Origin of the sequence: Lentilactobacillus fungorum (assembly GCF_016860605.1) — a bacterium.
In the GTDB taxonomy this organism is placed as follows: Bacteria; Bacillota; Bacilli; order Lactobacillales; family Lactobacillaceae; genus Lentilactobacillus; species Lentilactobacillus fungorum.
Map to the genome: position 1 here is coordinate 86,234 of NZ_BNJR01000004.1, position 25,423 is coordinate 111,656.

The 25,423-nt window shown below is 41.5% G+C and carries 22 protein-coding genes; 15 read left to right on the plus strand and 7 right to left on the minus strand.

Annotated features, from left to right (window positions below):
* The first annotated feature begins 116 nt into the window (after positions 1-116).
* From YK48G_RS00555 to lepA, 14 genes are all read left to right on the plus strand, one after another.
* Positions 117-4,433, plus strand: coding sequence for a PolC-type DNA polymerase III (locus tag YK48G_RS00555; protein WP_203628762.1), 4,317 nt, complete (start codon positions 117-119; stop codon positions 4,431-4,433).
* A 272-nt stretch (positions 4,434-4,705) separates the two neighbouring features.
* Positions 4,706-5,179 carry a ribosome maturation factor RimP gene (gene rimP, locus YK48G_RS00560; protein WP_203628763.1) on the plus strand — a complete coding sequence of 158 codons (474 nt, stop codon included), beginning with the start codon at positions 4,706-4,708 and terminating at the stop codon, positions 5,177-5,179.
* A 19-nt stretch (positions 5,180-5,198) separates the two neighbouring features.
* Positions 5,199-6,443, plus strand: a complete 1,245-nt coding sequence (nusA, locus tag YK48G_RS00565; protein WP_203628764.1) for a transcription termination factor NusA — start codon at positions 5,199-5,201, stop codon at positions 6,441-6,443.
* Between the two features lie 18 nt (positions 6,444-6,461).
* On the plus strand, positions 6,462-6,761 hold the full coding sequence (gene rnpM / locus YK48G_RS00570) for an RNase P modulator RnpM (protein ID WP_203628765.1): 300 nt from the start codon (positions 6,462-6,464) through the stop codon (positions 6,759-6,761).
* Positions 6,751-7,068: a L7Ae/L30e/S12e/Gadd45 family ribosomal protein gene (locus YK48G_RS00575; RefSeq protein ID WP_203628766.1), complete on the plus strand. Its 318-nt coding sequence runs from the start codon at positions 6,751-6,753 to the stop codon at positions 7,066-7,068. The genes rnpM and YK48G_RS00575 overlap by 11 nt, the downstream gene beginning before the upstream one ends.
* 4 nt (positions 7,069-7,072) lie before the next feature.
* Positions 7,073-9,649 (plus strand): translation initiation factor IF-2, encoded by a 2,577-nt coding sequence (infB, locus tag YK48G_RS00580; RefSeq protein WP_203628767.1) that lies wholly within the window; start codon positions 7,073-7,075, stop codon positions 9,647-9,649.
* A 15-nt stretch (positions 9,650-9,664) separates the two neighbouring features.
* Positions 9,665-10,018, plus strand: coding sequence for a 30S ribosome-binding factor RbfA (gene rbfA / locus YK48G_RS00585; protein WP_203628768.1), 354 nt, complete (start codon positions 9,665-9,667; stop codon positions 10,016-10,018).
* 185 nt (positions 10,019-10,203) lie between these two features.
* Positions 10,204-11,109, plus strand: a complete 906-nt coding sequence (gene truB, locus YK48G_RS00590) for a tRNA pseudouridine(55) synthase TruB (protein WP_203628769.1) — start codon at positions 10,204-10,206, stop codon at positions 11,107-11,109.
* Positions 11,110-11,128: 19 nt separating this feature from the next.
* Positions 11,129-12,085: a riboflavin biosynthesis protein RibF gene (gene ribF / locus YK48G_RS00595; RefSeq protein ID WP_203629094.1), complete on the plus strand. Its 957-nt coding sequence runs from the start codon at positions 11,129-11,131 to the stop codon at positions 12,083-12,085.
* Positions 12,086-12,210: 125 nt separating this feature from the next.
* On the plus strand, positions 12,211-13,248 hold the full coding sequence (gene hrcA, locus YK48G_RS00600; protein WP_203629095.1) for a heat-inducible transcriptional repressor HrcA: 1,038 nt from the start codon (positions 12,211-12,213) through the stop codon (positions 13,246-13,248).
* 38 nt (positions 13,249-13,286) lie between these two features.
* Positions 13,287-13,901, plus strand: coding sequence for a nucleotide exchange factor GrpE (grpE, locus tag YK48G_RS00605; RefSeq protein ID WP_203628770.1), 615 nt, complete (start codon positions 13,287-13,289; stop codon positions 13,899-13,901).
* A gap of 26 nt (positions 13,902-13,927) precedes the next feature.
* On the plus strand, positions 13,928-15,787 hold the full coding sequence (gene dnaK, locus YK48G_RS00610) for a molecular chaperone DnaK (protein WP_203628771.1): 1,860 nt from the start codon (positions 13,928-13,930) through the stop codon (positions 15,785-15,787).
* Positions 15,788-15,897: 110 nt separating this feature from the next.
* Complete coding sequence (gene dnaJ, locus YK48G_RS00615; protein WP_203628772.1) at positions 15,898-17,046, plus strand: molecular chaperone DnaJ; 1,149 nt, start codon at positions 15,898-15,900, stop codon at positions 17,044-17,046.
* 252 nt (positions 17,047-17,298) lie between these two features.
* On the plus strand, positions 17,299-19,137 hold the full coding sequence (gene lepA, locus YK48G_RS00620) for a translation elongation factor 4 (RefSeq protein WP_203628773.1): 1,839 nt from the start codon (positions 17,299-17,301) through the stop codon (positions 19,135-19,137).
* A gap of 80 nt (positions 19,138-19,217) precedes the next feature.
* Here the strand turns inward: lepA and YK48G_RS13455 are convergent, their stop codons facing one another.
* The 6 genes from YK48G_RS13455 to YK48G_RS00640 form a co-directional block, all read right to left on the minus strand.
* On the minus strand, positions 19,218-19,505 hold the full coding sequence (locus tag YK48G_RS13455; protein ID WP_232365231.1) for a tyrosine-type recombinase/integrase: 288 nt from the start codon (positions 19,503-19,505) through the stop codon (positions 19,218-19,220).
* Positions 19,506-19,602: 97 nt separating this feature from the next.
* Positions 19,603-19,836: a tyrosine-type recombinase/integrase gene (locus YK48G_RS13460; protein ID WP_232365232.1), complete on the minus strand. Its 234-nt coding sequence runs from the start codon at positions 19,834-19,836 to the stop codon at positions 19,603-19,605.
* 11 nt (positions 19,837-19,847) lie between these two features.
* Entirely contained in the window at positions 19,848-20,147 is a 300-nt protein-coding gene (locus YK48G_RS13465) for a tyrosine-type recombinase/integrase (RefSeq protein ID WP_308440154.1), read from the minus strand.
* Positions 20,148-20,546: 399 nt separating this feature from the next.
* Positions 20,547-21,701: an Abi family protein gene (locus tag YK48G_RS00630; protein WP_203628774.1), complete on the minus strand. Its 1,155-nt coding sequence runs from the start codon at positions 21,699-21,701 to the stop codon at positions 20,547-20,549.
* Between the two features lie 2 nt (positions 21,702-21,703).
* On the minus strand, positions 21,704-22,093 hold the full coding sequence (locus tag YK48G_RS00635) for a hypothetical protein (RefSeq protein WP_203628775.1): 390 nt from the start codon (positions 22,091-22,093) through the stop codon (positions 21,704-21,706).
* A gap of 40 nt (positions 22,094-22,133) precedes the next feature.
* The gene (locus YK48G_RS00640; RefSeq protein WP_203628776.1) at positions 22,134-22,466 is read right to left on the minus strand and encodes a hypothetical protein; all 333 of its coding nucleotides are present in this window, start codon (positions 22,464-22,466) and stop codon (positions 22,134-22,136) included.
* Between the two features lie 1,920 nt (positions 22,467-24,386).
* Here YK48G_RS00640 and YK48G_RS00645 point away from each other — a divergent pair.
* Positions 24,387-24,569, plus strand: a complete 183-nt coding sequence (locus YK48G_RS00645) for a hypothetical protein (protein WP_203628777.1) — start codon at positions 24,387-24,389, stop codon at positions 24,567-24,569.
* A gap of 238 nt (positions 24,570-24,807) precedes the next feature.
* Here the strand turns inward: YK48G_RS00645 and YK48G_RS00650 are convergent, their stop codons facing one another.
* Positions 24,808-25,239, minus strand: a complete 432-nt coding sequence (locus YK48G_RS00650; protein WP_203628778.1) for a hypothetical protein — start codon at positions 25,237-25,239, stop codon at positions 24,808-24,810.
* Between the last annotated feature and the right edge of the window lie 184 nt (positions 25,240-25,423).

Sequence of the window (25,423 nt, forward strand, 5' to 3'; positions counted from 1 at the left end):
CATCTTTGCAGTTGGTGAGTTATTAAGCCAAGAAATTGATGGGCTGCCATGCTAAGAATATGATTGAATTATTGTCGAAGCGTTTTGCGTTAAGGATGTATTAAGGAGGACTTGCCGTGAGTTTAGATCGGAATGAATTATTTGAAAAGCTACTGGAGCAACTTCAATGGCAGCAGGCGGGCCAGATGCCTTATTTTCAAGATGCTAAAATCGATCGATTAGAAGTCCATCAACAAAGTAATCGTTGGCAGTTTGATATCACAACCCCCAGAATCTTGCCATTTGAGGTGTTTACTGATTTTAATGCGCGCCTCAAATCTGCCTTCAATGAGATTGCGCAAGTTTCGTTGAAGATTACGGCTGCTAATCATAACTTTACCGAACAATTATTGCGGCAATACTGGCAGTGGGTGGTTGTCAATAGTGGCGTCACTTCGCCGCTTGTCAAAGAGCTTTGTGAGGATCGAGCGCCGTCAATTGTGGACTCACGAATCGAATTTGTAGCTGAAAATGACATTGTAAAAGATTTCATGACGGATACGGCTCTCGGCCCCATTGAAGAAATGTACCAACAAGCTGGCTTTCCAGTATTTACAATTCACACGATTGTTGATGAAAGTTCCTCACAACAAAACATTCAGGCACTCAAGCAAAAAAATGAAGCAGCTAATGCAGAGCTCGTTAAAAAGGCAAATGAAGCGATTAAAAAAACAAGCGTTGAAAAAAGCAAACATAACGGGACAGCTAAAGGACTCATTGGCCGCAAAATAAAAGATGACTTGCCGGTTACCCAAATGGCAGATATCACGGAAGAGGAACGTTCAATCGTGGTTTCTGGGTATGTTTTTAACAAGGAAATTCGCGAATTACGGTCCGGCCGGCAATTATTAATGTTAAAAGTGACGGATTATACGTCCTCTATTCAAGTTAAAAAGTTTTCTAACAAAGGCGAAGAAGCATTGTTTGCCGGCGTAAACGAAGGTGACTGGGTAAAAGTTCGGGGAAATGTTCAAGAGGATAATTATTCTCACGAATTAACGCTGAATGCCTATGATATTAATCCGGTTAAAACGGTTGCCAGAATGGACGATGCGCCAGCTGATGAAAAGCGGGTGGAATTACACTTGCATACGTCGATGAGTCAAATGGATGCGACTAACAATATTGCCGATTTTGCCAAGCAGGCCAAAAAATGGGGGCATAAAGCCCTGGCAATTACTGACCATGCCGGCGTTCAAGGCTTTCCGGATGCGTTTCATGCAGGCCAAAAGAATGACCTCAAGATGCTGTATGGCGTCGAAATTAATTTGGTAGATGACGGCGTGCCAATTACCTATAACGATAAGCACGTTCCCTTGTTGGATGCAACCTATGTCATTTTTGATACTGAAACGACTGGCTTATCGGCGATGTACGATCGGGTGATCGAATTGTCAGCGGTCAAAATGAAGAACAGTAACGTCATTGACCAATTTGAGGAATTTATTGACCCCGGTTTTCATCTTTCAGAACAGACGACAAATTTAACCTCCATTACCGACGAAATGGTTCATGGTTCGAAATCCGAAGAAGAGGTTTTTAAACTTTTTAGAGATTTTTGTGGGGATGCAATCGTGGTTGGCCACAACGTGACTTTTGATATGGGATTTATGAATAAAGGTTACGTCAGACACGGTATGCATGAAATGGCCAACCCAATCATTGATACCTTAACGTTGGCTAGATTCTTGTATCCAAACTTACGTGGTTATCGGTTAAACACGCTTGCTAAGAAATTTGACGTTAATTTGGAACATCATCACCGAGCAATTTATGATGCCGAAACCACTGGCCATCTGAATTATTTATTTCTAAAGGATGCCGAAAAGCGTTATGGGATTGCTTATCATGATCAGCTTAACGCACATATGACCGATAATGATGCTTATAAGCACGCTCGGCCATCGCACGCGATTCTGCTTGCCAAAACCCAAGCTGGTCTCAAGAATATGTTTAAGATTGTGTCATTATCGAATGTGAAATATTTTCACCGTGTTCCAAGGGTTCCAAGAAGTCAACTAGAAAAATATCGTGACGGCATTCTTGTTGGCTCGGCTTGTTCTTCTGGAGAAGTTTTTACAGCCATGATGCAAAAAGGCATGGACGAAGCAGAACAAAAGGCTCGATTTTATGATTATTTGGAAATCCAGCCACGGAGTGCTTATGCCCCACTCATCGAATCCAGGCTCATTGCGGATGAAGATAATCTGAAAGAAATTATGACCAACATTGTCAAATTAGGAGAAGAACTTAAAAAACCGGTCGTGGCAACTGGTGATGTTCATTACTTGAACCCGCAGGATTATATTTATCGGAAAATTTTAATTAATTCTCAGGGTGGCGCTAATCCATTAAATCGACAGGTCTTACCAGATTTACATTTCTTAACGACCGACGAAATGCTGGCCGATTTTGCCTTTTTAGGGACGGATAAGGCCAAAGAAATTGTGGTGACAAATACAAATAAAATTGCAGCTGAAATTGATGATGTCCATCCATTAAAGGACAAGCTATATACACCTCGAATGCAAGGAGCCGAAGATGAGATTAAAACCCGGGCAATGGATACGGCTCACAAATGGTATGGCGATCCGCTGCCTAAGATTGTCGACGACCGGTTAAAAAAGGAATTAAAGAGTATCATTGGCAACGGTTTTTCAGTGATTTATTTAATTGCTCAACGACTGGTTGCCAAAAGTAACAAAGATGGTTATTTAGTAGGATCCCGAGGGTCAGTTGGCTCCAGTTTGGTGGCAACGCTGACGGGGATCACCGAAGTTAATCCATTGCAGCCACACTATCGCTGTCCAAAATGTCAGCACACGGAGTTCTTTACTAAAGGAGAATATAGTTCGGGTTACGATTTACCGAAAAAGAGATGTCCTAAATGTGGCACATTAATGATCGGTGACGGCCATAATATTCCCTTTGAAACTTTTTTAGGCTTCACAGGAAATAAGGTGCCGGATATTGATTTAAACTTCTCTGGTGACTACCAGCCAATTGCTCATAACTACACCAAAGTATTGTTTGGCGAAAAGAATGTTTTTCGAGCTGGAACAATTGGAACAGTGGCTGATAAAACGGCTTATGGATATGTGAAGGCATATGAGCGTGATAAGGGTAAAACTTATCGTCAAGCGGAAGAAGACCGATTAGCGAAGGGCGCAACGGGCGTTAAGCGAACGACCGGCCAACATCCGGCTGGTATCATCGTTGTGCCGGATTATATGGATATTTATGATTTTACCCCAATCCAATATCCCGCTGACGATCAAGATGCGGCCTGGCAAACGACCCATTTTGATTTCCATTCAATTCATGATAATATTTTGAAAATTGATATTCTGGGCCATGATGATCCAACGATGATTCGAATGCTTCAAGACTTGTCAGGCATTAATCCAAAAACAATTCCAATGGATGATCCGGGCGTGATGTCGATTTTTTCGAGCCCCAAAATTCTTGGCGTTTCTGAAGAACAAATTCAATCTAAAACTGGAACACTAGGGGTACCTGAGTTTGGAACCCGGTTTGTACGGGGGATGCTCGAACAAACGCACCCAAGTAATTACTCTGAGTTGCTGCAAATTTCCGGATTGTCCCATGGCACCGATGTTTGGATGGGAAACGCGGATGAGCTAATTAAGAATGGGACGGCCACAATCGCGAATGTGATCGGTTGTCGGGATAACATTATGACTGATTTAATCAACTGGGGATTGGATTCTGAACTCTCTTTTCAAATTATGGAGAGTGTTCGTCACGGCCGTGGCATCCCCGATGACTGGCAAGCAGAGATGAAAAAAGCTAAGATTCCGGATTGGTACATTCAGTCTTGCTTAAAAATTAAGTATATGTTCCCACGGGCTCATGCGGCAGCCTATATCTTAATGGCCCTTCGAATTGCCTACTTCAAGGTTTATTTCCCGATGATTTACTATGCTGCTTATTTTTCGGTTCGGGCGGACGACTTTGACATTGTTTCGATGTGTCGAGGCAAAGAAGCTGTCAAAAATGCAATGCATCAAATCAATGATAAAGGAATGGAAGCTTCTACCAAGGAAAAGAATTTGCTGACAGTCTTAGAACTCGCTAACGAAATGCTTGAGCGCGGCTACAATTTTCAGATGGTTGACTTAGCCAAATCTGATGCCAGTCAGTGGTTAATTGATGGCAATCATTTGATTGCACCGTTTAATTCGGTCCCAGGCCTTGGTCTTAACGTGGCGAAGCAAATTGTGGCGGCCAGAGAAGATAAACCATTCTTGTCAAAAGAAGATCTTGCTAAACGTGGTAAGGTATCAAAATCGTTGATTGACTTTATGACGGAGAACCACGTTTTAGACGGGTTGCCTGATGAAAATCAACTGAGTTTATTCGACATGATGTAGTCAGTCATTAGATGACTTAGCTGATACTTGGTTGTGGCAGTTGCACTTGTGAATTGTGTATGGTATACTATACTCATTAAATAACTTGCAAGGAGTGAGCAGAAATGCTCGCTCTTTTTAATGGGAAATTTTTAGAATGGCTGCGTAAAGCGAAAACCTGCGGGTCAGTTCTTAATAATCAGTCTATAAAAATGATCGATTGGTTATTGAAAATTCGATCTGAGGATTTCCAAGTGCTTTTCGCCGCTCAGGTTACTTTAGGAGGCCTTTTTTTGAGCAAAGTTGTTGAAACGGTCAAGCAGGTTGTCAAGCCAATTTTAGCGAAGCACTCATTTTATTTGTTTGATGTGGCGTTTGTGAAAGAAAAGGGCGGCTGGTATCTGCGGGTATATATTGATAAAGACGGTGGTGTGACCATCGATGACTGTGTTTTAGTCAGTGATGAATTAGGTGAGAAGCTGGATGAAATGGAACCAGACCCGATTCCTCAAGCCTACTTCTTGGAAGTTTCATCCCCAGGCGCTGAACGGCCTCTCAGAAATGATGAGGAATTACGACAGGCGGTTGGTGAGTACGTTAACCTATCGCTTTATAAGAATTTGAATGGTAATAAATCTTTTGAGGGCACGTTAAAGTCGGTGACCGAAGATCAGGTTGTTTTAGAAAATGATCAATGGGGTAAGCACCCAACTGTTGCCATACCACGAGATTTAATTGCCAAAGCACGGCTTGCGATCAAATTTTAGATAAAGGAGACAATCAAGAATGAGTAAAGAACTTTTGGGCGCCCTTTCAGCATTAGAAGAAGAAAAGGGCATCAAAAAAGAAGTAGTTATCGAAGCCTTGCAGGCGGCACTAGTTTCAGCTTATAAACGAAACTATGGCCAAGCACAAAATGTTGAAGTTAATTTTGACGAAACGAAGGGTGAAATGCACGTCTACTCCGTGAAAACGGTTGTTGACGATGTTGTTAACGACCAACTTCAAGTGTCACTAAGCGATGCCCTTCAAATTAATAAGGGTTATGAGTTAGGCGACGAGATTAAGTTTGAGGTAACCCCTAAAAACTTTGGCCGAATCGCTGCCCAAACAGCTAAGCAAGTTATTATGCAGCGGGTACGAGAAGCCGAACGGGAAAATGTTTACGACGAATATTCCAAATATTTGGATGAGTTGGTTACTGGAACCGTTGAACGGCAAGACACCCGTTTTGTTTATGTAAATTTGGGGAAAGTTGAGGCGGTCATGGGAATTAAAGACCAAATGCCTAACGAAGTTTATCGTCCCCAAGATCGGATTAAGGTTTACGTGACTAAAGTTGAAAACGCCACAAAGGGACCACAGGTATTTGTTAGCCGAACAGCCGCCGGCATGCTTAAACGCTTGTTTGAACAAGAGGTGCCGGAGATTTATGATGGAACTGTTGAGATTGTCTCGATTGCTAGAGAAGCTGGTGATCGAGCAAAAGTTGCGGTTCGTTCAAATAGCAAGGATATCGATCCGGTGGGAACCGCAGTTGGGCCAAGGGGTCAGCGAGTTCAAACAATTGTGAATGAGCTTCATGGCGAAAATATGGATATTGTTGAATGGGACGAAGATGATGCAGTGTACATTGCCAACGCCTTAAATCCCGCTGAAGTGATTGACGTCATTTTCGATGATGACAATGATCGGGCTTGCACCGTTATCGTACCGGATTATCAACTGTCATTAGCAATTGGTAAGAAGGGCCAAAATGCAAGGCTGGCGGCAAAGTTAACCGGTTTTAAGATTGATATTAAGTCGGAAACCGATGCCAAGGAATTTTTGGCCAATCGCCAAGCTGCAACGAACGATTCTGGTAACCAGCCAGCCGATTCGGCGGATCAACCCGTTGACTCAGATGAATCAGTTAAACCTAGTGAAGCCGCTCAAGCAAACGACTCGGCTGAAACGACGCCATCTGATGCATCGGTTAACCAGACATCCGTCACCAATCCCAACGACACCGATCAATCTGATCAGGATTAATTTTTAGGAGGCGAGTGTATGAAAAAGAGAAAAATCCCAATGCGCAAAGATATCGTCACTGGAGAAATGGCTCCTAAAAAGGAATTAGTTCGAATCGTCCGTGACGCTGATGGCAATGTTTCGATTGATGAAACGGGCAAAAAATCCGGTCGGGGTGCCTACATTTCAATCAATGTCGATATCGCTAGGAAAGCCAAGGCCCAGCATACCTTTGAAAAGGTTTTTGCGACTAAGCTAACTGACGACTTCTATGATGACTTGATTGCTTATGTTGATCACAAGCAAGCTCGAAAAGAGTTGTTTGAGAATGGCAAATGACCAAGCAATTTTAAACTTTATCGGTATCGCAAGAAGAGCAAGTAAAATCGTCTCTGGACAGGAGAAATTGCTTTCCGAAATCAGAAGTGGTAGAATTCATTTCTTATTTATTGCTTCGGATTCGGGTCAAGCGACTCAAAAAAAGTTTACTGATAAGTCTAATTACTACCATATTCCAATAAATAACGGGTACACTAAAGAAGTGCTTAGTAATGCAATCGGCATCAAGCGAACGATTATTGGTATTTCTGATCAGGGTATGGCGAAGAAATTAATTGAACTAACTGATAATAACAAGGGAGAGTGATGATATGGGGAAAAAGCGAATTTACGAATTGGCTAAAGAACTCAATGTCTCCAGTAAACAAATCGTTGATCGCGCTGATCAAGCTGGCTTTTCAATTAAGAACCACATGTCAACGGTCGATGATAACCAAGAAAGGCAAATTAGAAAGCTGTTTAGTAAGGGTAAAACCAGCTCGGCAAACCACCAAGCACGGCCAAAACAAACGAATGGCCAACATCCGGTAAATCATAATAATCAAAAAGCGGCAGCGACTCATTCAACCACTAACCGCAATTCAGCAAGTGGCCAATCAAATCATGCAAGTAGTAATCGGCCTGGCAACCATTCTTTGAATCGATCCAGGACGCAGCAGTCAACGAATCGTGCCGAAAGTCGCCCGAGTCGTGACAATCACGCGGGTAATACTAATCAATCCCGTAATGGCAATAGCAATCGAAATGCTAATGGTAATCATTCTGCTAGAAATGATCGCAGCCAGAACCAAAGTGATAGTCGAAATCGTTCACGGAATAACAATCAAAACCATAACCAAAATAACAGTCAAAACCATAGCCAAAACAATAATCATTCCGGCAACACAACGCGGCCAACGACGAATGCGTCAAGTAATCGGCCGAGTGAAAATCATGGTAACAGTCATTCAAATGCGGCTCATCGGAATACGGGTAGCGGCCGGTTTGGCGGTAGTTTGAATCGAAATAATAATCGTGGCGGTTCCAGAAAATCAAATAAAAAGCGTAATAAGAAGCAACGCAAGCAAAAGAACCAACGCTTACGTCAAGTTGAACATCATGGAGCACCTGAGCGTAAAGAGCGGCCATTACCAAAAGTACTTGAGTACGAAGATGGTATGAATGCTCAAGACCTCGGAAAAATTTTGCACAGAGAGCCAGCAGAAATTGTAAAGAAGCTCTTTATGCTTGGCGTGATGGTTAACCAAAACCAATCGCTTGATAAAGACACGATTGAAATTTTAGCCGCCGATTATGGCATTGAGGCTAAAGAAAAGGTTCATCAAGATTTATCTAATTTGGATAAGATTTTTGAAAAAGAAGAAGCCAACGCGGATCATTTAGTATCCAGGCCACCAGTTGTAACAATTATGGGACACGTTGACCATGGTAAAACAACCCTGTTGGATCATCTACGGCACTCACACATTACGGCTGGTGAAGCTGGTGGGATTACCCAAGCAATCGGGGCTTACCAAGTGCGCCATGGCGACAATTTAATTACCTTCTTGGATACGCCTGGACACGCGGCCTTTACTGAAATGCGGGCTCGTGGGGCTAATATTACTGATATTACGGTCCTTGTGGTTGCGGCTGATGATGGGGTGATGCCACAAACAATCGAAGCTATCAACCATGCCAAGGCTGCTAAGACGCCAATCATTGTAGCGATTAATAAGATTGACAAGCCGGATGCTAATCCACAACACGTGACTGATCAGTTAATGCAGTATGGATTAATCCCAGAAGATAATGGTGGCGACACCATCTTTGTTAATATTTCTGCTAAGTTTGGCAAAAATATCGACGAGTTACTTGATATGATTATTCTTGAAGCTGAGATGTTAGAATTAAAGGCTAACCCTGAACAACCGGGAGCTGGTTCAGTCATTGAAGCTCGTTTGGACCAAGGCCAAGGACCCGTGGCAACGTTGCTGGTTCAACAAGGAACGTTACGAGTAGGCGATCCAATTGTCGTGGGTAATACTTTTGGTCGAGTTCGAACAATGACCAATGAACGAGGCCGTGATTTGAAGAAAGCCACGCCTGCAATGCCGGTATCAATTACTGGCTTAAATGACGTACCGGAAGCCGGTGATCGATTTGTTGTCTTTGATGATGAAAAGACCGCTCGCTCGGTTGGTGAAGAACGGGCTAAAGAAGCCCAAGTTGAAGAACGTCGCAAGACAACCCGAGTAACGCTGGATAGCTTGTTTGATTCCCTAAAAGAAGGGGAAATGAAGGAAGTTGACATTGTCATTAAGGCTGACGTTCAAGGTTCCGTTGAGGCGCTTTCAAATAGCCTGCAAAAGATCGATGTTAAGGGCGTCAAGGTTAACATTATTCATGCCGCTGTTGGTGCTATCAATGAAAGTGATGTTGCTTTAGCAGAAGCAAGTAATGCCATCATCATTGGTTTTAATGTCCGCCCAACCCCACAGGCTAAATCTCAAGCTGAAAGCGATCATGTCGACATTCGATTGCATCAAGTAATCTATAATGCAATTGATGAAGTTGAGTCGGCCATGAAAGGAATGCTGGCACCAACTTATCAAGAACAAGTAACTGGCCAAGTTGAGGTTCGAGATATCTTTAAAGCTTCTAAAGTTGGGACGATTGCTGGCGGTATGGTTGTGGATGGCTACATTCAAAAGAACAGCAAAGTTCGCCTGATTAGAGATGGCGTTGTTGTTTACACGGGTGAGTTAAATAGCTTGAAGCGATTTAAAGATGATGTTAATGAGGTTAAACAAGGCTTCGAACTTGGTTTGACCATTAAAGATTATAATGATATCAAGGTCGGTGATGTGATTGAAGCCTATATCATGAAAGAAGTCCCAGTTAAGTAATCGGAGGTATTTCTTATGGCACACTATCGCGTTGGTCGATTAGAACAAGAAATCCAAAAAGAAGTCAATGATATTCTGCTAAAGCGAATTCGCGACCCACGGGTTGAAGGCGTCACGTTAACTGGCGTAGAAGTCACTGGCGACTTACAACAAGCAACGATTTATTATAGTATCTTGTCAGACAAAAAAGAAGATGAACAGCGAACAGCTGAGGGACTTGAAAAAGCCAGTGGATTGATTCGTGGTGAGCTGGGGCATCGACTAAGCATCTACAAGACACCTGAAATCAAGTTTGAATTGGACACGTCTGTCCAATATGGTGATAAGATTGATCGATTGATTAATAAACTTAAGCGGCAGGGAGATTAATCTTTCAGCTGTTAAATTAAAATAGCGTGGCCAAAAAGGCGGTTTTGATGATGGTACTCTGGCGGTTAATGAGTTTCGATGAAATTCATTAACTTTTCGGAGCTGATCAAGAAAACGGCGGCTTTTCTGGGCCACGTTATTTTTGTGATATACTTTTATTACATGACAATACTAGGAGAATGAGAATGGATGGCGTAATTGCTTTGTATAAAGAGCGGGGGATGACCAGCCATGAATGTGTCAGTTCCCTGCGAAAAATTTTGCATACGAAAAAGATTGGTCATACAGGGACTTTAGACCCCAATGTAGACGGTGTGCTGCCAATTTGTATTGGTAAGGCAACTAAAATTAGTGAACTGATGATGGCTTCTGGCAAAGTGTATCGGGGTGCCATTACGTTAGGGGTTGCTTATGATACTGAGGACTTGGATGGACAATTGATTGCTCAGCAGCCAATTAAAACACCTCTAACGGCAGCAAAGATTGATCAAACATTGGCCAAACTTACCGGCGATCTGATGCAGACGCCACCGATGTACTCGGCTGTTAAAGTGAACGGCCATAAGTTGTATGAGTATGCTAGAAAAGGATTAACGGTTGAGCGGGCTTCTAGGCCAATTCACATTGATTATTTTAAGCAGCTTAAGCCGGCTAGTTATGATCCCACACGGCAGCAACAGACAATTTATTTTGAAGTTGGTTGCTCAAAAGGGACTTATGTGCGAACGTTGGCGGTTGATTTTGGCCGATTAATTAACGTGCCTTCGGTGATGAGTCAATTAACGCGAATTCAAAGTGGTGGCTTTTATATTTCACAGTGTGTCACTTTGGAACAAGTGCAGGCAGCAATGGATGCCGACGATGTCATTCAAGTGCTGCAGCCGCTAAAAGAAGCGCTCAAGCAGTATCCAACCTATGCATTGGATGAGAGCCGGTGGCAAATCGTGTCCCATGGTGGCTTTTTGGATGAGTCCATCAATTCAGATCACGCACCGGTTGTCTGCTTGGACTATTTGGGTGAAGTTAAAGCACTGTATCGATTTGAGCCAGCAAATTCGCAGTATCGGCCGTTTAAAATGTTTATTGCTTAAATAAGGAATGTGATTGATGATGAAAATAACAAAGCTTCATTACCCATTGGCAGATTCGTTTCATGTCGATGGGCAAACGGTAGTTGCGATGGGCTTTTTCGATGGGTTTCATAAGGGACATCAAGAAGTGCTGAGACGGGCAAAGCAGGAAGCTGAAAAAACAGGCGCGACGTTTGCTGTGTTGACGTATGATCACCATCCAGCTGTTGTTTATAAAAAAATGTCGATGCATGAACGGCGCTATTTGACCTTGTTAGATTATAAAATGGCGTTATTTGAGAAGTTTGGGGTCCAACAAGTCTTTTTGGTCAACTACTCGTATGCGTTTCAAAGCCAGACCCCAGCCCAATTTATTGATCATTTTATCCAACGATTTAACGCCGTCGCGGTGGTGGCTGGCTTTGACCATACATATGGGGATAAGCAAACCGCAACGATGCAGAAGCTGCCAGAATATGCAAATGGTCGGTTCAACGTCATAACCGTTCCACCAGTTGAAAGTGGTGGGCAAAAAGTGAGTTCAACTCGGATCCGAATTGGCTTAGACTCTGGTGATGTTGACCAAGTAAACCAACTACTAGGCCGTTCATTTCAAACAACCGGGCTGATTGTCCACGGTGAAGAACGCGGCAGACTACTGGGTTATCCAACGGCTAACGTTGAACACTCCGAGTACCAATGGTTGCCGAAAATCGGCATTTATGTTGTGACCGTCGATGTTTGCGGTCAACAATATTTAGGCATGGCCTCAATTGGCAAAAACGTCACGTTCTCCGCCACTCACCCAATGACGGTCGAAATCAACCTATTAGATTTTAATCAAAACATCTACGGTGAAGTTGTCAAGGTCAACTGGCTGCACTACTTACGCGATGAAATTAAATTTGAAACCCCAGAGCAATTAATCAACCAGCTTGGTAGTGATGCCAAAGCGACTCGCCAATATCTAATGGCTCATCCAGAAATTTTGGCTTAGCACAATTAGCACTCAAAACAAATTATTGCTAAAAAGATGCTAGTTTTCCTTGACTAATGCGGAGGGGTTTGTTAAATTATAAATGTGCCTTAGCACTCGGATATATTGAGTGCTAAAAAGAGGTGATTCTGGTGCTAACGGATAGGCAAAAAAATATTCTTCAAATAATCATTCGTGATTATACAAGGACAGGGATGCCAGTTGGTTCCAAGGCATTAGCTTCGGAGTTTCCAACCCACGTCAGTTCCGCAACGGTTAGAAACGATATGGCTGCACTGGAATCAAAGGGCTTAATCACCAAGACGCATTTTTCTTCCGGACGGATACCGTCAATTGAAGGTTATCGTTATTACGTTGATAACTTAGTTGAACCGGATCCCTTGGATGATAGTGCAGAGGATTTAATCAAGAATTCCTTTAACAGTGAGTTCAATCGGATTGATGAGATTATCCAAGAATCTGCTAAGGTATTGTCTGATTTAACGAATTATATGGCATTAACGTTTAATCCCGAGTCAAGTGATAAGGTGACGCTTGGTGGCTTTAGGCTGGTCAAGCTAGATGATCGTCAAGTGATGGCGATTATTGTGACGAATACAGGCCACGTGGTTAATAAAATTTTCCGTTTGGCAAACGTTTCTTCTGAGCAGCTTGAGACCATCGTTAATATCATTAATTCAGAGTTGGTTGGCAAACCACTGCAACAGGTGATGGTCAAACTTCAATCTGATATTCCCATGTTAATGACAAGATACATCCAGACACCGGAAGGATTTTTAAAGATCTTTGGTGAGATGCTCGATGAAGCTGGCAAAGACAAAGTTCACGTTGATGGTGAGCTGAATTTATTGCGGTTTGTTGAACGTCAAGATATTGATCGTCTCAAACCGTTGTATAATTTGTTGGGAACTGAAGATACGGTTCAAAAGATCATCAACCCAAATTCTAACGATGTTCAGGTTCGAATTGGCGGTGAATTGCGTAATGATCTGCTAAAGGATTATAGTATCATTACTGGAACCTATGATTTAAACGAATACGGGCACGGCGTAATTGCAGTGATTGGCCCAACTCGAATGCCTTATTCAAAGGTGATCGGCATCGTTGGTGCTTTGAGAGAAGAGTTAACCAAGAAGCTTCTCGGTTACTATGATGATGACTAAGCTGGTATTTATGATTGACAATTTAAGGAGGCGATTGTTTGGCAGACAACAAAAAAGATGATTCATTGAATCAGAATCAAGAACAGTCAAAAGAGCGCGACGTAAAGAAGCCCGTTGACGATGCTAAGGCCACTCAAGTTGATCATCAAAACAGTTCAGCTAGTCATTCTGAAAAATCGTCAGAAGAAGTTACTAAGTTGAAGAAGACGGTTGTTGAACTGCAGCAAAAGCTTGACAAAATGGAAGATCGTTACCTGCGGGCTGAGGCTGATATGAAGAATATTCAAAATCATGCCAAAAAAGAGCAAGCAGATTTGATTAAGTATGACGGTCAACAATTAGCACACGACATCCTACCAATTGTTGATAACTTAAAACGGGCGCTTGAAGTTGAAGTCGTTGACGACAACGGCAAGCAGCTTAAAAAAGGTGTGTCGATGGTGTATGAGCATCTTAATAAAGCCCTCACAGATAACGGGGTGGAGCTTGTGGATGCGTTAAACAAGCCATTTGACCCTAAATTCGAACAAGCGATCCAGACTGCCGAAGCTGATGATGACCATCCAGCAGAAACGGTCGTTAAAGTTTTGCAGGATGGCTATCGTTTAAAGGATCGGGTATTGCGACCAGCAATGGTTGTTGTAGCAAAATAAATCTTTAAAGAAAAAGAGGATTATTTATGGCAAGTAATAAAATAATTGGTATTGATTTAGGAACCACCAACTCAGCCGTTGCCGTACTTGAAGGCAACGAACCTAAGATTATTGCAAACCCTGAAGGCTCACGGACAACACCATCTGTTGTTGCGTTCAAAGATGGCAAGCCTCAGGTAGGTGAAGTTGCTAAGCGACAAGAAATTACGAATCCAAATACGGTTCGTTCAATTAAGAGTCACATGGGTGAGCAAAATTACACCGTTGATATTGATGGTAAGAAATATACGCCACAACAAATTTCGGCAATGATTCTCCAATATATCAAGGAATTTGCGGAAGACTATCTGGGCGACAAAGTTACTCAAGCGGTTATTACTGTCCCAGCTTACTTTAACGATGCCCAACGACAAGCAACCAAAGATGCCGGAAAAATTGCTGGCTTAGAAGTTAAGCGAATCATTAACGAACCAACCGCTGCGGCTTTGGCATACGGTCTTGATAAGCAAGATAAAGACGAAAAAATCTTGGTTTATGATTTAGGTGGTGGGACTTTTGATGTTTCCATCCTTGAATTAGGTGACGGTGTCTTCCAAGTTCTATCGACTAATGGTGATACCCACCTTGGTGGTGATGACTTTGACCAACGTATTATTGACTGGTTGGTTGACAACTTTAAGAAAGAAAATGGCGTTGATTTGTCAAAAGACAAGATGGCACTTCAACGTTTAAAGGACGCGGCTGAAAAAGCTAAGAAAGATCTTTCGGGTGTGACTGAATCAGAAATCAGTTTACCGTTTATCTCTGCGGGCGAAAATGGACCTTTGCATTTGCAAACAACGTTGACCCGGGCAAAGTTTAACGAACTCACTTCTGACTTGGTTGCAAAGACCAAGGTACCGTTTGATAACGCATTAAAAGATGCTGGTTTGCAAACATCAGACATTGACCAAGTGATCTTAAACGGTGGTTCAACTCGAATCCCAGCCGTCCAAGATGCTGTTAAGTCATGGACTGGTAAAGACTCTAACCATTCAATTAACCCTGATGAAGCGGTTGCTTTGGGCGCTGCTATTCAAGGTGGTGTGATTACTGGTGATGTAAAGGACGTTGTTTTGCTTGATGTAACGCCATTGTCACTTGGAATTGAAACCATGGGTGGTGTCTTCACTAAGTTAATTGACCGTAACACAACCATTCCAACTAGTAAGTCACAAGTCTTCTCAACTGCAGCAGATAATCAGCCTGCCGTAGACATTCATGTCTTACAAGGTGAACGCCCAATGGCTGCTGATGATAAAACGCTTGGCCAATTCCAGTTAACGGACATTCCGCCTGCACCACGTGGTGTTCCTCAAATTGAAGTCACCTTTGATATTGACAAGAACGGGATTGTTAACGTTTCTGCCAAGGATAAAGGAACTGGTAAAGAGCAAAAGATCACCATCAAGGATTCATCAGGCCTTTCAGATGATGAAATCAAGAAGATGATGAAGGAAGCTAAGGAAAACGAGGAAGCAGATAAGCAACGCAAGGAAACTGCTGACTTGAATAACGAAGTTGACCAATTACTCTTCCAGACCGACAAGACGCTTAAAGAAGTTAAGGGTAAAGTTTCAGATGATGAAATTAAGAAGGCTGAAGATGCCCGAGACGCCCTTAAGAAAGCCAAGGAAGATAACAACGTTGATGATATGAAAGCTAAGAAAGATGATCTCAACAAGATTGTTCAAGACTTGGCAGTTAAGCTGTATCAACAACAAGCACCAAAAGACGGTAACGGTGCCGGTGCGCAATCAGGCGCTTCTGACAATAAAGACGATGGTAAAGGTGGCGACGGTACTGTCGATGGCGACTTCCATGAAGTTCACGATGATAAAAAATAATCTTTAAGATTGTTATTTTAACGAGAAGTCAAGGCCGGCCGGCTTTGGCTTTTTGTTAAAATATGGTATTCTATCTAAGATAACGAATTGATTGAAGATGGGAGTTTCTAATGGCAAGTAAAGATTATTATGACATCTTGGGCGTCTCTAAGGACGCTTCCGACGATGAAATCAAACACGCCTATCGTAAATTATCCAAAAAGTGGCATCCAGATATTAACAAGGCACCAGATGCCGAGGAGAAATTTAAGGAAATTAACGAAGCTTACGAGACGTTAAGCGATCCGCAAAAGCGGGCTAATTATGACCAATATGGTTCAGCTGAAGGTGCTGGTGCCGGCTTTGGCGGTGCTAATGGCGCTGGTGGCTTTGGTAACTTCGATGGCGGCGGTTTTGGCTTCGATGATATTTTCAGCCAATTTTTTGGTGGCGGTCAGCGAACGGTTGATCCATCGGCACCACGTCAGGGACGAGATTTGCAATACCAGATGACTTTGGAATTTGAAGAAGCCATTTTTGGTAAGAAGACGGTCATTAAGTATAATCGTGAAGCCCAATGTAAGACTTGCGGTGGAACTGGTGCCAAGCCTGGGACGTCGCCGACAACGTGTTCACGTTGTGGTGGCCGGGGCTATATCGTTACCGAAACTAACACGCCACTTGGGCGGATGCAATCTCGACAAACTTGTCCTGTCTGCCACGGAACTGGTAAAGAAATTAAAGAAAAGTGCCCAACTTGTGGCGGTCGTGGCCGAGTTGACGAACGTCATGAACTTGAAGTCAACGTTCCCGCTGGTATTGACGACGGTCAACAAATGCGGCTTCAAGGACAGGGTGAGGCCGGCGAAAACGGTGGTCCTTATGGCGATTTATACATTGTCTTTAAGGTTAAACCAAGCAAGGACTTTACCCGAGATGGGTCAACAATTTACGTTGATGAAAGCATTAGTTTCGCCCGGGCAGCGCTTGGTGGTAAGGTTAAGGTCAAGACGGTTCACGGTGATGTGGAGCTTAAGATTCCGGCAGGGACCCAGACCGGTACAACCTTTAGATTAAAGGGTAAAGGCGCTCCGCGATTACGAGGTAATGGCAATGGGGATGAACGGGTAACTGTGACAGTTACGACGCCTAAATCCCTTAATAAGGAACAAAAAGTCGCCTTGGAAGCATTTGCTAAAGCCAGTGGTGAAAGCATTGACGGCAAGGGCGGTAGTAATTTTTTTGACAAGATGAAGGATGCTTTTGACCCAAAGAAATAGGTTTGAAGGTTCTTAACTAAAATCAGAATCTGGAGCGATGATCGATTACTAATCCCTAGATTCGTGTCAGTAGCGTGATTATTTCTAATTTGGAAATGGTTGCGCTATTTGTTTGATTTGAATTATCGAAGCTTGTACTGGGTGAAGGTGACTAGTGGTTGTACCAATTAAGTTGCTAGTTGGTTAATCTTCATTTACACTGGAATGGTTGGTATAATAAAGTGTAACTATGAATGAAAGTGAGAGCACAACATGGATTTACAGAAAATGAAGGAACATCAAAAATATATTCGCAATTTTTCCATCGTTGCTCACATCGACCATGGGAAATCGACGCTTGCAGATCGAATTCTCGAAATGACAGATACGGTTGCTAAGCGGGACATGAAAGATCAGTTGTTGGATAATATGGATTTGGAGCGTGAGCGAGGGATTACGATTAAATTAAATGCCGTTGAACTCACGTATCATGCCAAAGACGGGCATGACTATGAATTTCATCTAATTGATACCCCAGGCCACGTTGACTTTTCTTATGAGGTTTCTCGAAGCCTGGCCGCTTGTGAGGGGGCTGTCTTAGTCGTCGATGCCGCTCAAGGGGTCGAGGCCCAAACGTTAGCTAACGTTTACTTGGCGATTGACGACAATTTGGAGATTGTGCCGGTCATTAATAAGATTGATTTGCCATCTGCCGAACCCGAAAAAGTCCGAACCGAAATTGAAAATGTGATTGGCATTGATGCGTCCGACGCGGTGCTGGCCAGTGCTAAAAAGGGAATTGGTATTGACAAGTTGTTGGAACAGATTGTCCACAAGGTACCTGCACCGGCTGGAGACGTGACCGGGCCACTTAAAGCGCTAGTTTTTGATTCGGTTTACGATGATTATCGAGGCGTTGTTTTAAGCGTGCGGTTATTTGAAGGCACTGTCCAACCTGGTGACAAGATCCGCATGATGAATAGCGGCAGTGAATATGAGGTCACAGAAGTTGGTGTTAACTCGCCTAAACCGGTTAGAAGAGGTTATCTCATGTCTGGCGATGTGGGCTACATTACGGCTAGTATTAAAGATATTACGCAAACTCGAGTGGGGGATACGGTGACAAATGCGGACGATCCGGCAGACGAAGCCTTACCAGGTTATCGCGTGATGAATCCGATGGTTTATGCTGGCTTGTACCCAACCGACAATGCAAAGTTTGATGACTTGAGAGAAGCCCTTGAAAAGCTCAAGTTAAACGATGCTGCCTTGGAATTTGAGCCAGAAGTTTCTCAAGCTTTGGGATTTGGTTTCCGGTGCGGCTTTTTGGGCTTGCTTCACATGGATGTTGTCCAAGAACGGCTTGAGCGAGAGTTCAACCTTGAGCTGATCACCACGGCCCCTTCTGTGACGTATAAGGTGGCGATGACGGATGGGCAAGTCAAAGACGTGGAAAATCCTTCCGAGATGCCGGAAGTTTCTGCGATTAAGGAAATCTCTGAACCATATGTGAAGGCGACCATCATGGTGCCTAACGATTATGTAGGGCCAGTCATGGAGTTATGCCAAAGACGGCGCGGGGAATTTGAGACCATGGAATACTTGGATGAGTACCGGGTGAACGTGGTCTACCATATGCCATTATCAGAAATCATTTTTGACTTCTTTGATAAATTAAAATCCAGTACCAAAGGCTATGCCTCATTGGATTACGACTTAGAAGATTATCGTCCGAGTGATTTGGTAAAGATTGATATTTTATTGAATGGTGAACAAGTAGATGCGCTGAGCTTTATTTCTCACCGGCAGTTCGCGGCAACAAGGGCTCGTGATATTGTTGGTCGTTTAAAGAATATTATCCCCCGGCAAAACTTTGAAATCCCAGTGCAAGCAGCAATTGGCGCTAAGATTATTGCTCGAACCAATATCAAGGCTTACCGAAAGGACGTGACCGCCAAATTATATGGTGGCGATCGAACTCGAAGAATGAAGCTCCTCGAAAAGCAAAAAGCTGGTAAGAAACGAATGAAAGCCGTTGGCAAGGTCGATATTCCCCAAGAAGCCTTCATGGCCGTTTTGCAGACGGATGAGGAGGAGAAGGGCGATAAATAAGGATTTGGGGGTTGCGGCTACTTACTAAAAGATACCAAATTCCTACCATTTTCCTACCTAAGGTTTGAATGTCGGAAGTTTTAGCCGTTCTCTTTAGATTGCTTCAACATCTTTTCGAAGATATTAACAGTCTGGTTTTGCATCTTTCGGGTGACGTGAGAATAGGTATCCATCGTCGTGGTAATCTTTGCGTGGCCTAAACGGTGTCGAACTTCCTTCATCTTGGCACCATTTTCCAGTAACATAGTGGCATGAGTATGTCGCAACGAGTGAAAACTAAACGGAAAACCAAGCTTTTTCTGAATTTCTGTACAGTAGTATTTTGATGGAATTCGGGGAGAACTGGTTTCCCGTTTTCTTTTGTGCACACAAAATTTGATTCGAAATAAAATTCGCCATATCGCAACCGCTGTTCCGTCTGGTGTTTCTTTTACTCTTTCAAAATACCGGTAAGGGTCAGATCAATCACAATCGTTTGATAGCCTGCCTGGCTTTTGGCGTCTTCAGTTTCCAGTCGGCTTTGCCATACTGCTGCATATTTCGCTTAACTTGAATGGTTTGCTTATCGAAGTTGACACAATCCCACTGTAGCCCGCAAATTTCACCGCGTCGCATACCAGTATTGAAAGCAACTTGAATCGGCACATAGATTGGATTAGCTTTAGAGGTAATTGACAGGATCTGTTCATACTGCTCCATTGAGATTATCTTCAGTTTTCCCGGGTATAGGTTCGATCTTCAATGTATTGAGGGAATTGGGTGTAGATGGTGGGATTTTGCTTGATCAGCTGATATGGAAACACCGCTATCTTAGAGGCTTTTCGTAAGACCGTCTGAATAATCTCATAGGTGTGCTTAAATAAGGATGAGTCTCCAAGCTCATTCAAATACGCCTGGATCATGGTCGGATTGATACTTTTGATTTTGTGGATCCTAAATTTAGGGATGAGATGGTTATCCAAAATACCCAGATAATTCTTCTGATTATTTTCTTTGAGGTTAGTCACCACGTAATTTTCATACAAGAAGTCAAGAAGTGAAAATATTCCTCTAAGCTCATATTGCTTTCAACTGGGACTTGACCACCACTTTCATATTTACTGAGAGCTTGTCTAAGCAACTTCTCGGCTGTTTGCTTTGAAAGTTGCCAGCCGAGCGCTCGACACGGCGGCGCTTGCCATCTTTGCGGCCTATTTCAAATGAATAGTAATAATAGCCATCACGAGACATAATAATCTTCCTTTCTTCATACATAGAGTATAGAATATTGAATATAAATAGAACGTATGCTCTTTTATCTTGTTAAATAAAAGCCCTGTGAAGGGCTGGCTAAGTTGGCCTCGAAATGGTTTTTGCTGTAGAACGAGATGAATAAGCTAATTTCGACACTTTATAGGCCACATTATTTTTTAAATGAATTTTGGAAGCTGGTTTATAAACTTTTCTCCATTTTCGATCAGTGGTATGGGAAGGTGGAAAATACTTTCAAAAATAAATTTAGCTTCATCATCAGTAGTCAATAAATCCATGGTTTGTTTCAACTCATTAATAAAAATTTGAGCTTGTACAAAGTCCTCTGATAAAACCAAGATACTTAAAAAACATGCCACTAAGTTATGAGAGTTAGATAAATTATTTGGAATATTATATACGAGATTGATTTCGTCTTCATGAGGCCGTATAAATAATGTTAAATCTAGCTCCGTTTTACTCTGCATGTGGCTTAATACAGAATTGTGAGCAAAAAAATTTCTGAATTCACGAAGAACGTTCATTGAATCTAGGAAAAGGTTGGCTATCTGATCCTGAGATAAACCGCTGGGAAGATGAAGGAGCTCATCATCGAGTGTCTTTTTGCCATTAGCTTTAAGACATTTATACCAATAAATTGTTTGCCCTAATGTTAGTTCTTCTATTAGGATCCATGGTGGGATGTGGTTATGGTGTTCTCTGTAATAAATTATGGGGTTCCCTTGACGGCTTTGAACCTTCCCATCACGAATGTTTCTCAGCTTTTTCATGGTTTTAGAAACGATATCTCCTCTAGCATTGCTATAATGCCTCTTAGTGAGATATCCTCCGGAATGGCTATCGACTCCAAAGTTCTTTGAAATATAGTAAGACAAGCTAGTCTTAAAAGATTTTTCAATCATTAATATTTGTTTCAAAAAGATTGATTTAATTCTGTCTTCAGTAACGCGGATTTTGACCAAATCCTGAATGGATATGCCATCTTGGAATTTATCTGGGTGTCTGTGTACCATGAGTTTGTCCAGGTTACCATTTACAAGATCATAATAAGAGTAAGTTTTAAGCAGATGCTCAGCATATTCTGTATCATCGATGATAAGATTGCGCTTCTTTAAAATTTCAATTTGCTGAGAATAGGTTTTGAATGGTTTATCAGGTAGAAACACATTCAATGAAACTTCGAATAAAGGATAGAGAAAAGGCACTTCTTCAACTATGCTTGAAGAAATGCCCTTTGCTCTAGTCGGCTTACCGTTTCGGGTTACCAACCATCTCATTTCCTCAAGTTTACTGTAAACGAATAAATAAGTCAATATTACACACTTCTTACCGGATCGCCGATTTGTATCTCTTTATTTTTTACATTCCGGGGTTTTATTTGGTCAGTTTTGATGGGCAAAGAATGAACAGTTCGCGTTGTAACCTTACGAGATGACTGAGCAAACGCAGCTAATCCACCCTTAGAAATTGTTTCTGTATCGGTTGTAATGTGACTTACAACTGAGAACGCTTCATGAACCTCTGTAGCCTCAACTTTTGCTTTTATGTAATCTAAGGTTCCAAGAGATTCGTGAGTTGAAGGGTCTTTGACCGCTTCTCCCGGTTCGTAAATCTCAAATTCTTGACCATAACGTACCTCATCATTGCTTCCTAGATTTATTAATAATTCTGTATCACTTAAAATTCTAATGACTTTTCCTTCCATGAGTTCCTCCTTAATAGCTATGACCTTTCTTTCAGTCAAATTAGTGTATCCCTTGCCTAAACCACGAGTGCCCACTTCTTTCAATTACATAAGCATAGTGGGTTCCGGAATTAAATCTGCCACTTTCAGCCACCCAAGGAAAGACCCACGATTGACGAACTTTTACGTGGTAGCCTGGGTGCATTTTATATTTTGCTACTGTATAACTATTGGACATTGGTTTTTCAATTTTAGTCTTGTATACGTAAGTAGTTCGTCGGATTGTTACCCAGTGTGCATATCCCCAATTAGCCGCTGCTACGTTAGTTATAAAAACACTAATGCCAAGAGACAGTGCCGTGATCCCCAATAAAATACTATTTTTTACTTTCATGATTTCCTCCCAATTAAACACAAAATCGATGTTAAATTTATCCTGTTACTCCATGATTTGCATACCAGTAATAGTGGCTCTTACTTACCTTGTGGAGAATCGGCATTCCTTTAAATTTGAGCTTGTTTTTCGAAACATGACGAATTTTAAGCGTGAAATATGTGGTATTTCCTAATGTAAACTTACTGTGGATGCGATAATTATGTCCGCTTTGATTGACACGTAAAACTTTGTACGAGTATATATCAGCTTGGGGGCCACCTTCTGAGACATATCCACGAGTAATCTTAGCCATGTATCAGTTGCCAATGTAGTATCCGCGTATAGCCCTTGGAACAGTTTGGTAAGTAGTATAGGCATGTGCGGCTAAAGGTACTGATGATGTAGTAGCACCAAGTGATAATGCAGCAACTCCCAACAATAGCGACTTCTTAAATTTCATAATTCCCTCCAATAATTAACAAATGTCTTTAAAATGATATCCGTACATAACCCCAACCATGTGAAGATAATCAGTTTGAACGCCTAAGTCATTAGCGAGTTCATAATCATTATCTACACCAAATCTTGCAAGACTGTCTAACCGTTTCCTTGATCCGTGATGCTCCATTCCCCAGTATCGAGTTCGCTTCTCCTGCACCATGTTATCAGCTATGTGGTATAACTGATGCAAATACATGGCCAATTTTCTCATAAAGCCATTCTGTTTTTAATATATCCGAACTAATAGTGGTCTGATTGCCAATGGTTAACCCTCGTAGTCCATATGGTATGTGTTCGAATTGATAACTGAGCTGGCTGCGAGCTGTTGAGACATCAACCGTTCAATATCATCTATTCACATTAGTCTTTTTTCGTGCTCTTTCCGATATTATGTCTGTTTAATCTGATACCTTTTTGTCGCTTGGGTGCTAAATTAGATCCTTATGAGCAGCTACTCTTAGACCGTCATCCACTTTGTGATCCAAGGGATAATCTGTTGCAACCATAAAGTAGTTAGCAATTGTTAATAACATTTCAGTATCCGGCTCTGATCTTCCAACTTCCTAACTACCAATAATTTATCGAAATACAGAAAGAGCTTTTACGAAATAACTTTGACTCATTGCTTGCAGTTTCTAAGGTCGCTTAAACACGTGATCGCCTCAGTTCTGTTATCTTGATATTACCACGTTTTGTAGTTTAAAAAGACATGTATAATACAAAATAGTAAAAAGTCGACATATTATTACAATTTATGGTTTGGGTTAATCGTGTAAAATTATTAAAAGGGATGCAAGTGAAAGACTATGTTTTAACTGATCAAGAAAGATCTATTGATCCAAGTAGTCGAGATATTAGTTTTATCGAACGCTTTCCCAATGAAACTTTCAAAGAAGTTTTGAAGCTTGTACTAATGACTTATGAATAATAAAAAAGCCAGCAACTTAAGTTACTAACTATATATTATGTATTTGAATGTCTGATGCACTTTAACTTGACGACTAAAGCATATGAGGCATTTTTATTTTTTAAGAGAACCGTGTGTTTTGATAATTATCAAAGATAGATATTTTTGTTGCAAAGTTAAGGATTACTGATCTAAGGAATTCAAGACATAGTGATATTCAGGGCATGGAAAGAGGGGAAAGGATGTTAAGATGTTAAAAACAGCAAAAGAAATCCCCGATATATTCATAGATTCTTGGCAATCTACACGTTGATAAGGTTCATGATCGAGGATTTCAAAAAGAAAAATAAGAAATAGGATTTAGGGGCTTTACCCTTTTTCCTGTAACCATATTTTAACACCTTATAATATGAAAAATCTTAAATATCTGTTGATTGTAATTGCCTTAATATTGAGCTGGCTGTTTTTAGGGTAGTACAAGCAATTGGCGACAGCAATTTTAACAATCTATATAGTTTGGAGTTTAAATCATGATGAAAAATGATCGAACAGAGTGGAACAAAAACTGGCAGAAAAAGAATCCTGAACATGCACGGTATTTGCGTTATCGAAGTACGGCAAGAAACTTCATTAAAAAACATGCCATGTTTGAAGATGTTGGAGAACTTGAAGAACTGCTTGAACAACGAAGGAAGGAGTTATCGGAAAATTAAGGCTTTCAAAACAGATCTGGAGGTGTTTAGGCACCTCGATATCTCAGGATCTTCGAGGATTATGATGTTTACCACCGTACTGTTTGATTAAACTTTGGCGTTAATAATTTTTTGTTCCTACCACAGCTATCATCATTACCCTTCATATTTTACATATTTCATTTAAGAGGTACTGTTTAATAATAAAAAAAGCAGGAAACTGATCAGCTGACCACATCCCGTTTTTCTTTACCTACCATTATGACTTTGCGGTGGGCTTCTTGTTTAGTTTTTGATGATAAATTTTCTCTAGCTTTTCAATCTCTAATTGGTCTGCTAAGATGTCATTAAATAGTTGTTCAATCGTGGAAGCTATCGCGGGTTCGTCGGCAGGGGCATCTAGTTTTTCGACCTTTTCTTGTTCAAACTCATATAACTCTTGTAACACGTTAATGAGTCGATGACGAAAATGCGATAATTGAACACTCGTTGAAACACCCTTCATTGGGGCAAGATGGTAATCATAATATTGTTCTAATTTCTCGACGGTGCGCAGCGATAAATTATCAATTGAACGGTTATTATTCCGCAGTCTAATAATCACTGAAGAATTAACGCCGGTTAACTGCTGAATCTGATAAGCACTGTCATCACTGTCAATAATCACTTGAATTTTATCCCTAACGTTCATATTCCTTACCCGGAACCGGTTATATTTTGATAATTAAATTATCAATTCCCCGACCGATTACCTATATTGTATAAAAGTCACTTTTCTCATAACCAGTATATGTCAGTTGACACATACTGTCAATCTTTTAAAATTCATTAAGTAAAAGTGAGCTATTTTAGATTTTGAAACGATTAGGGTAAAA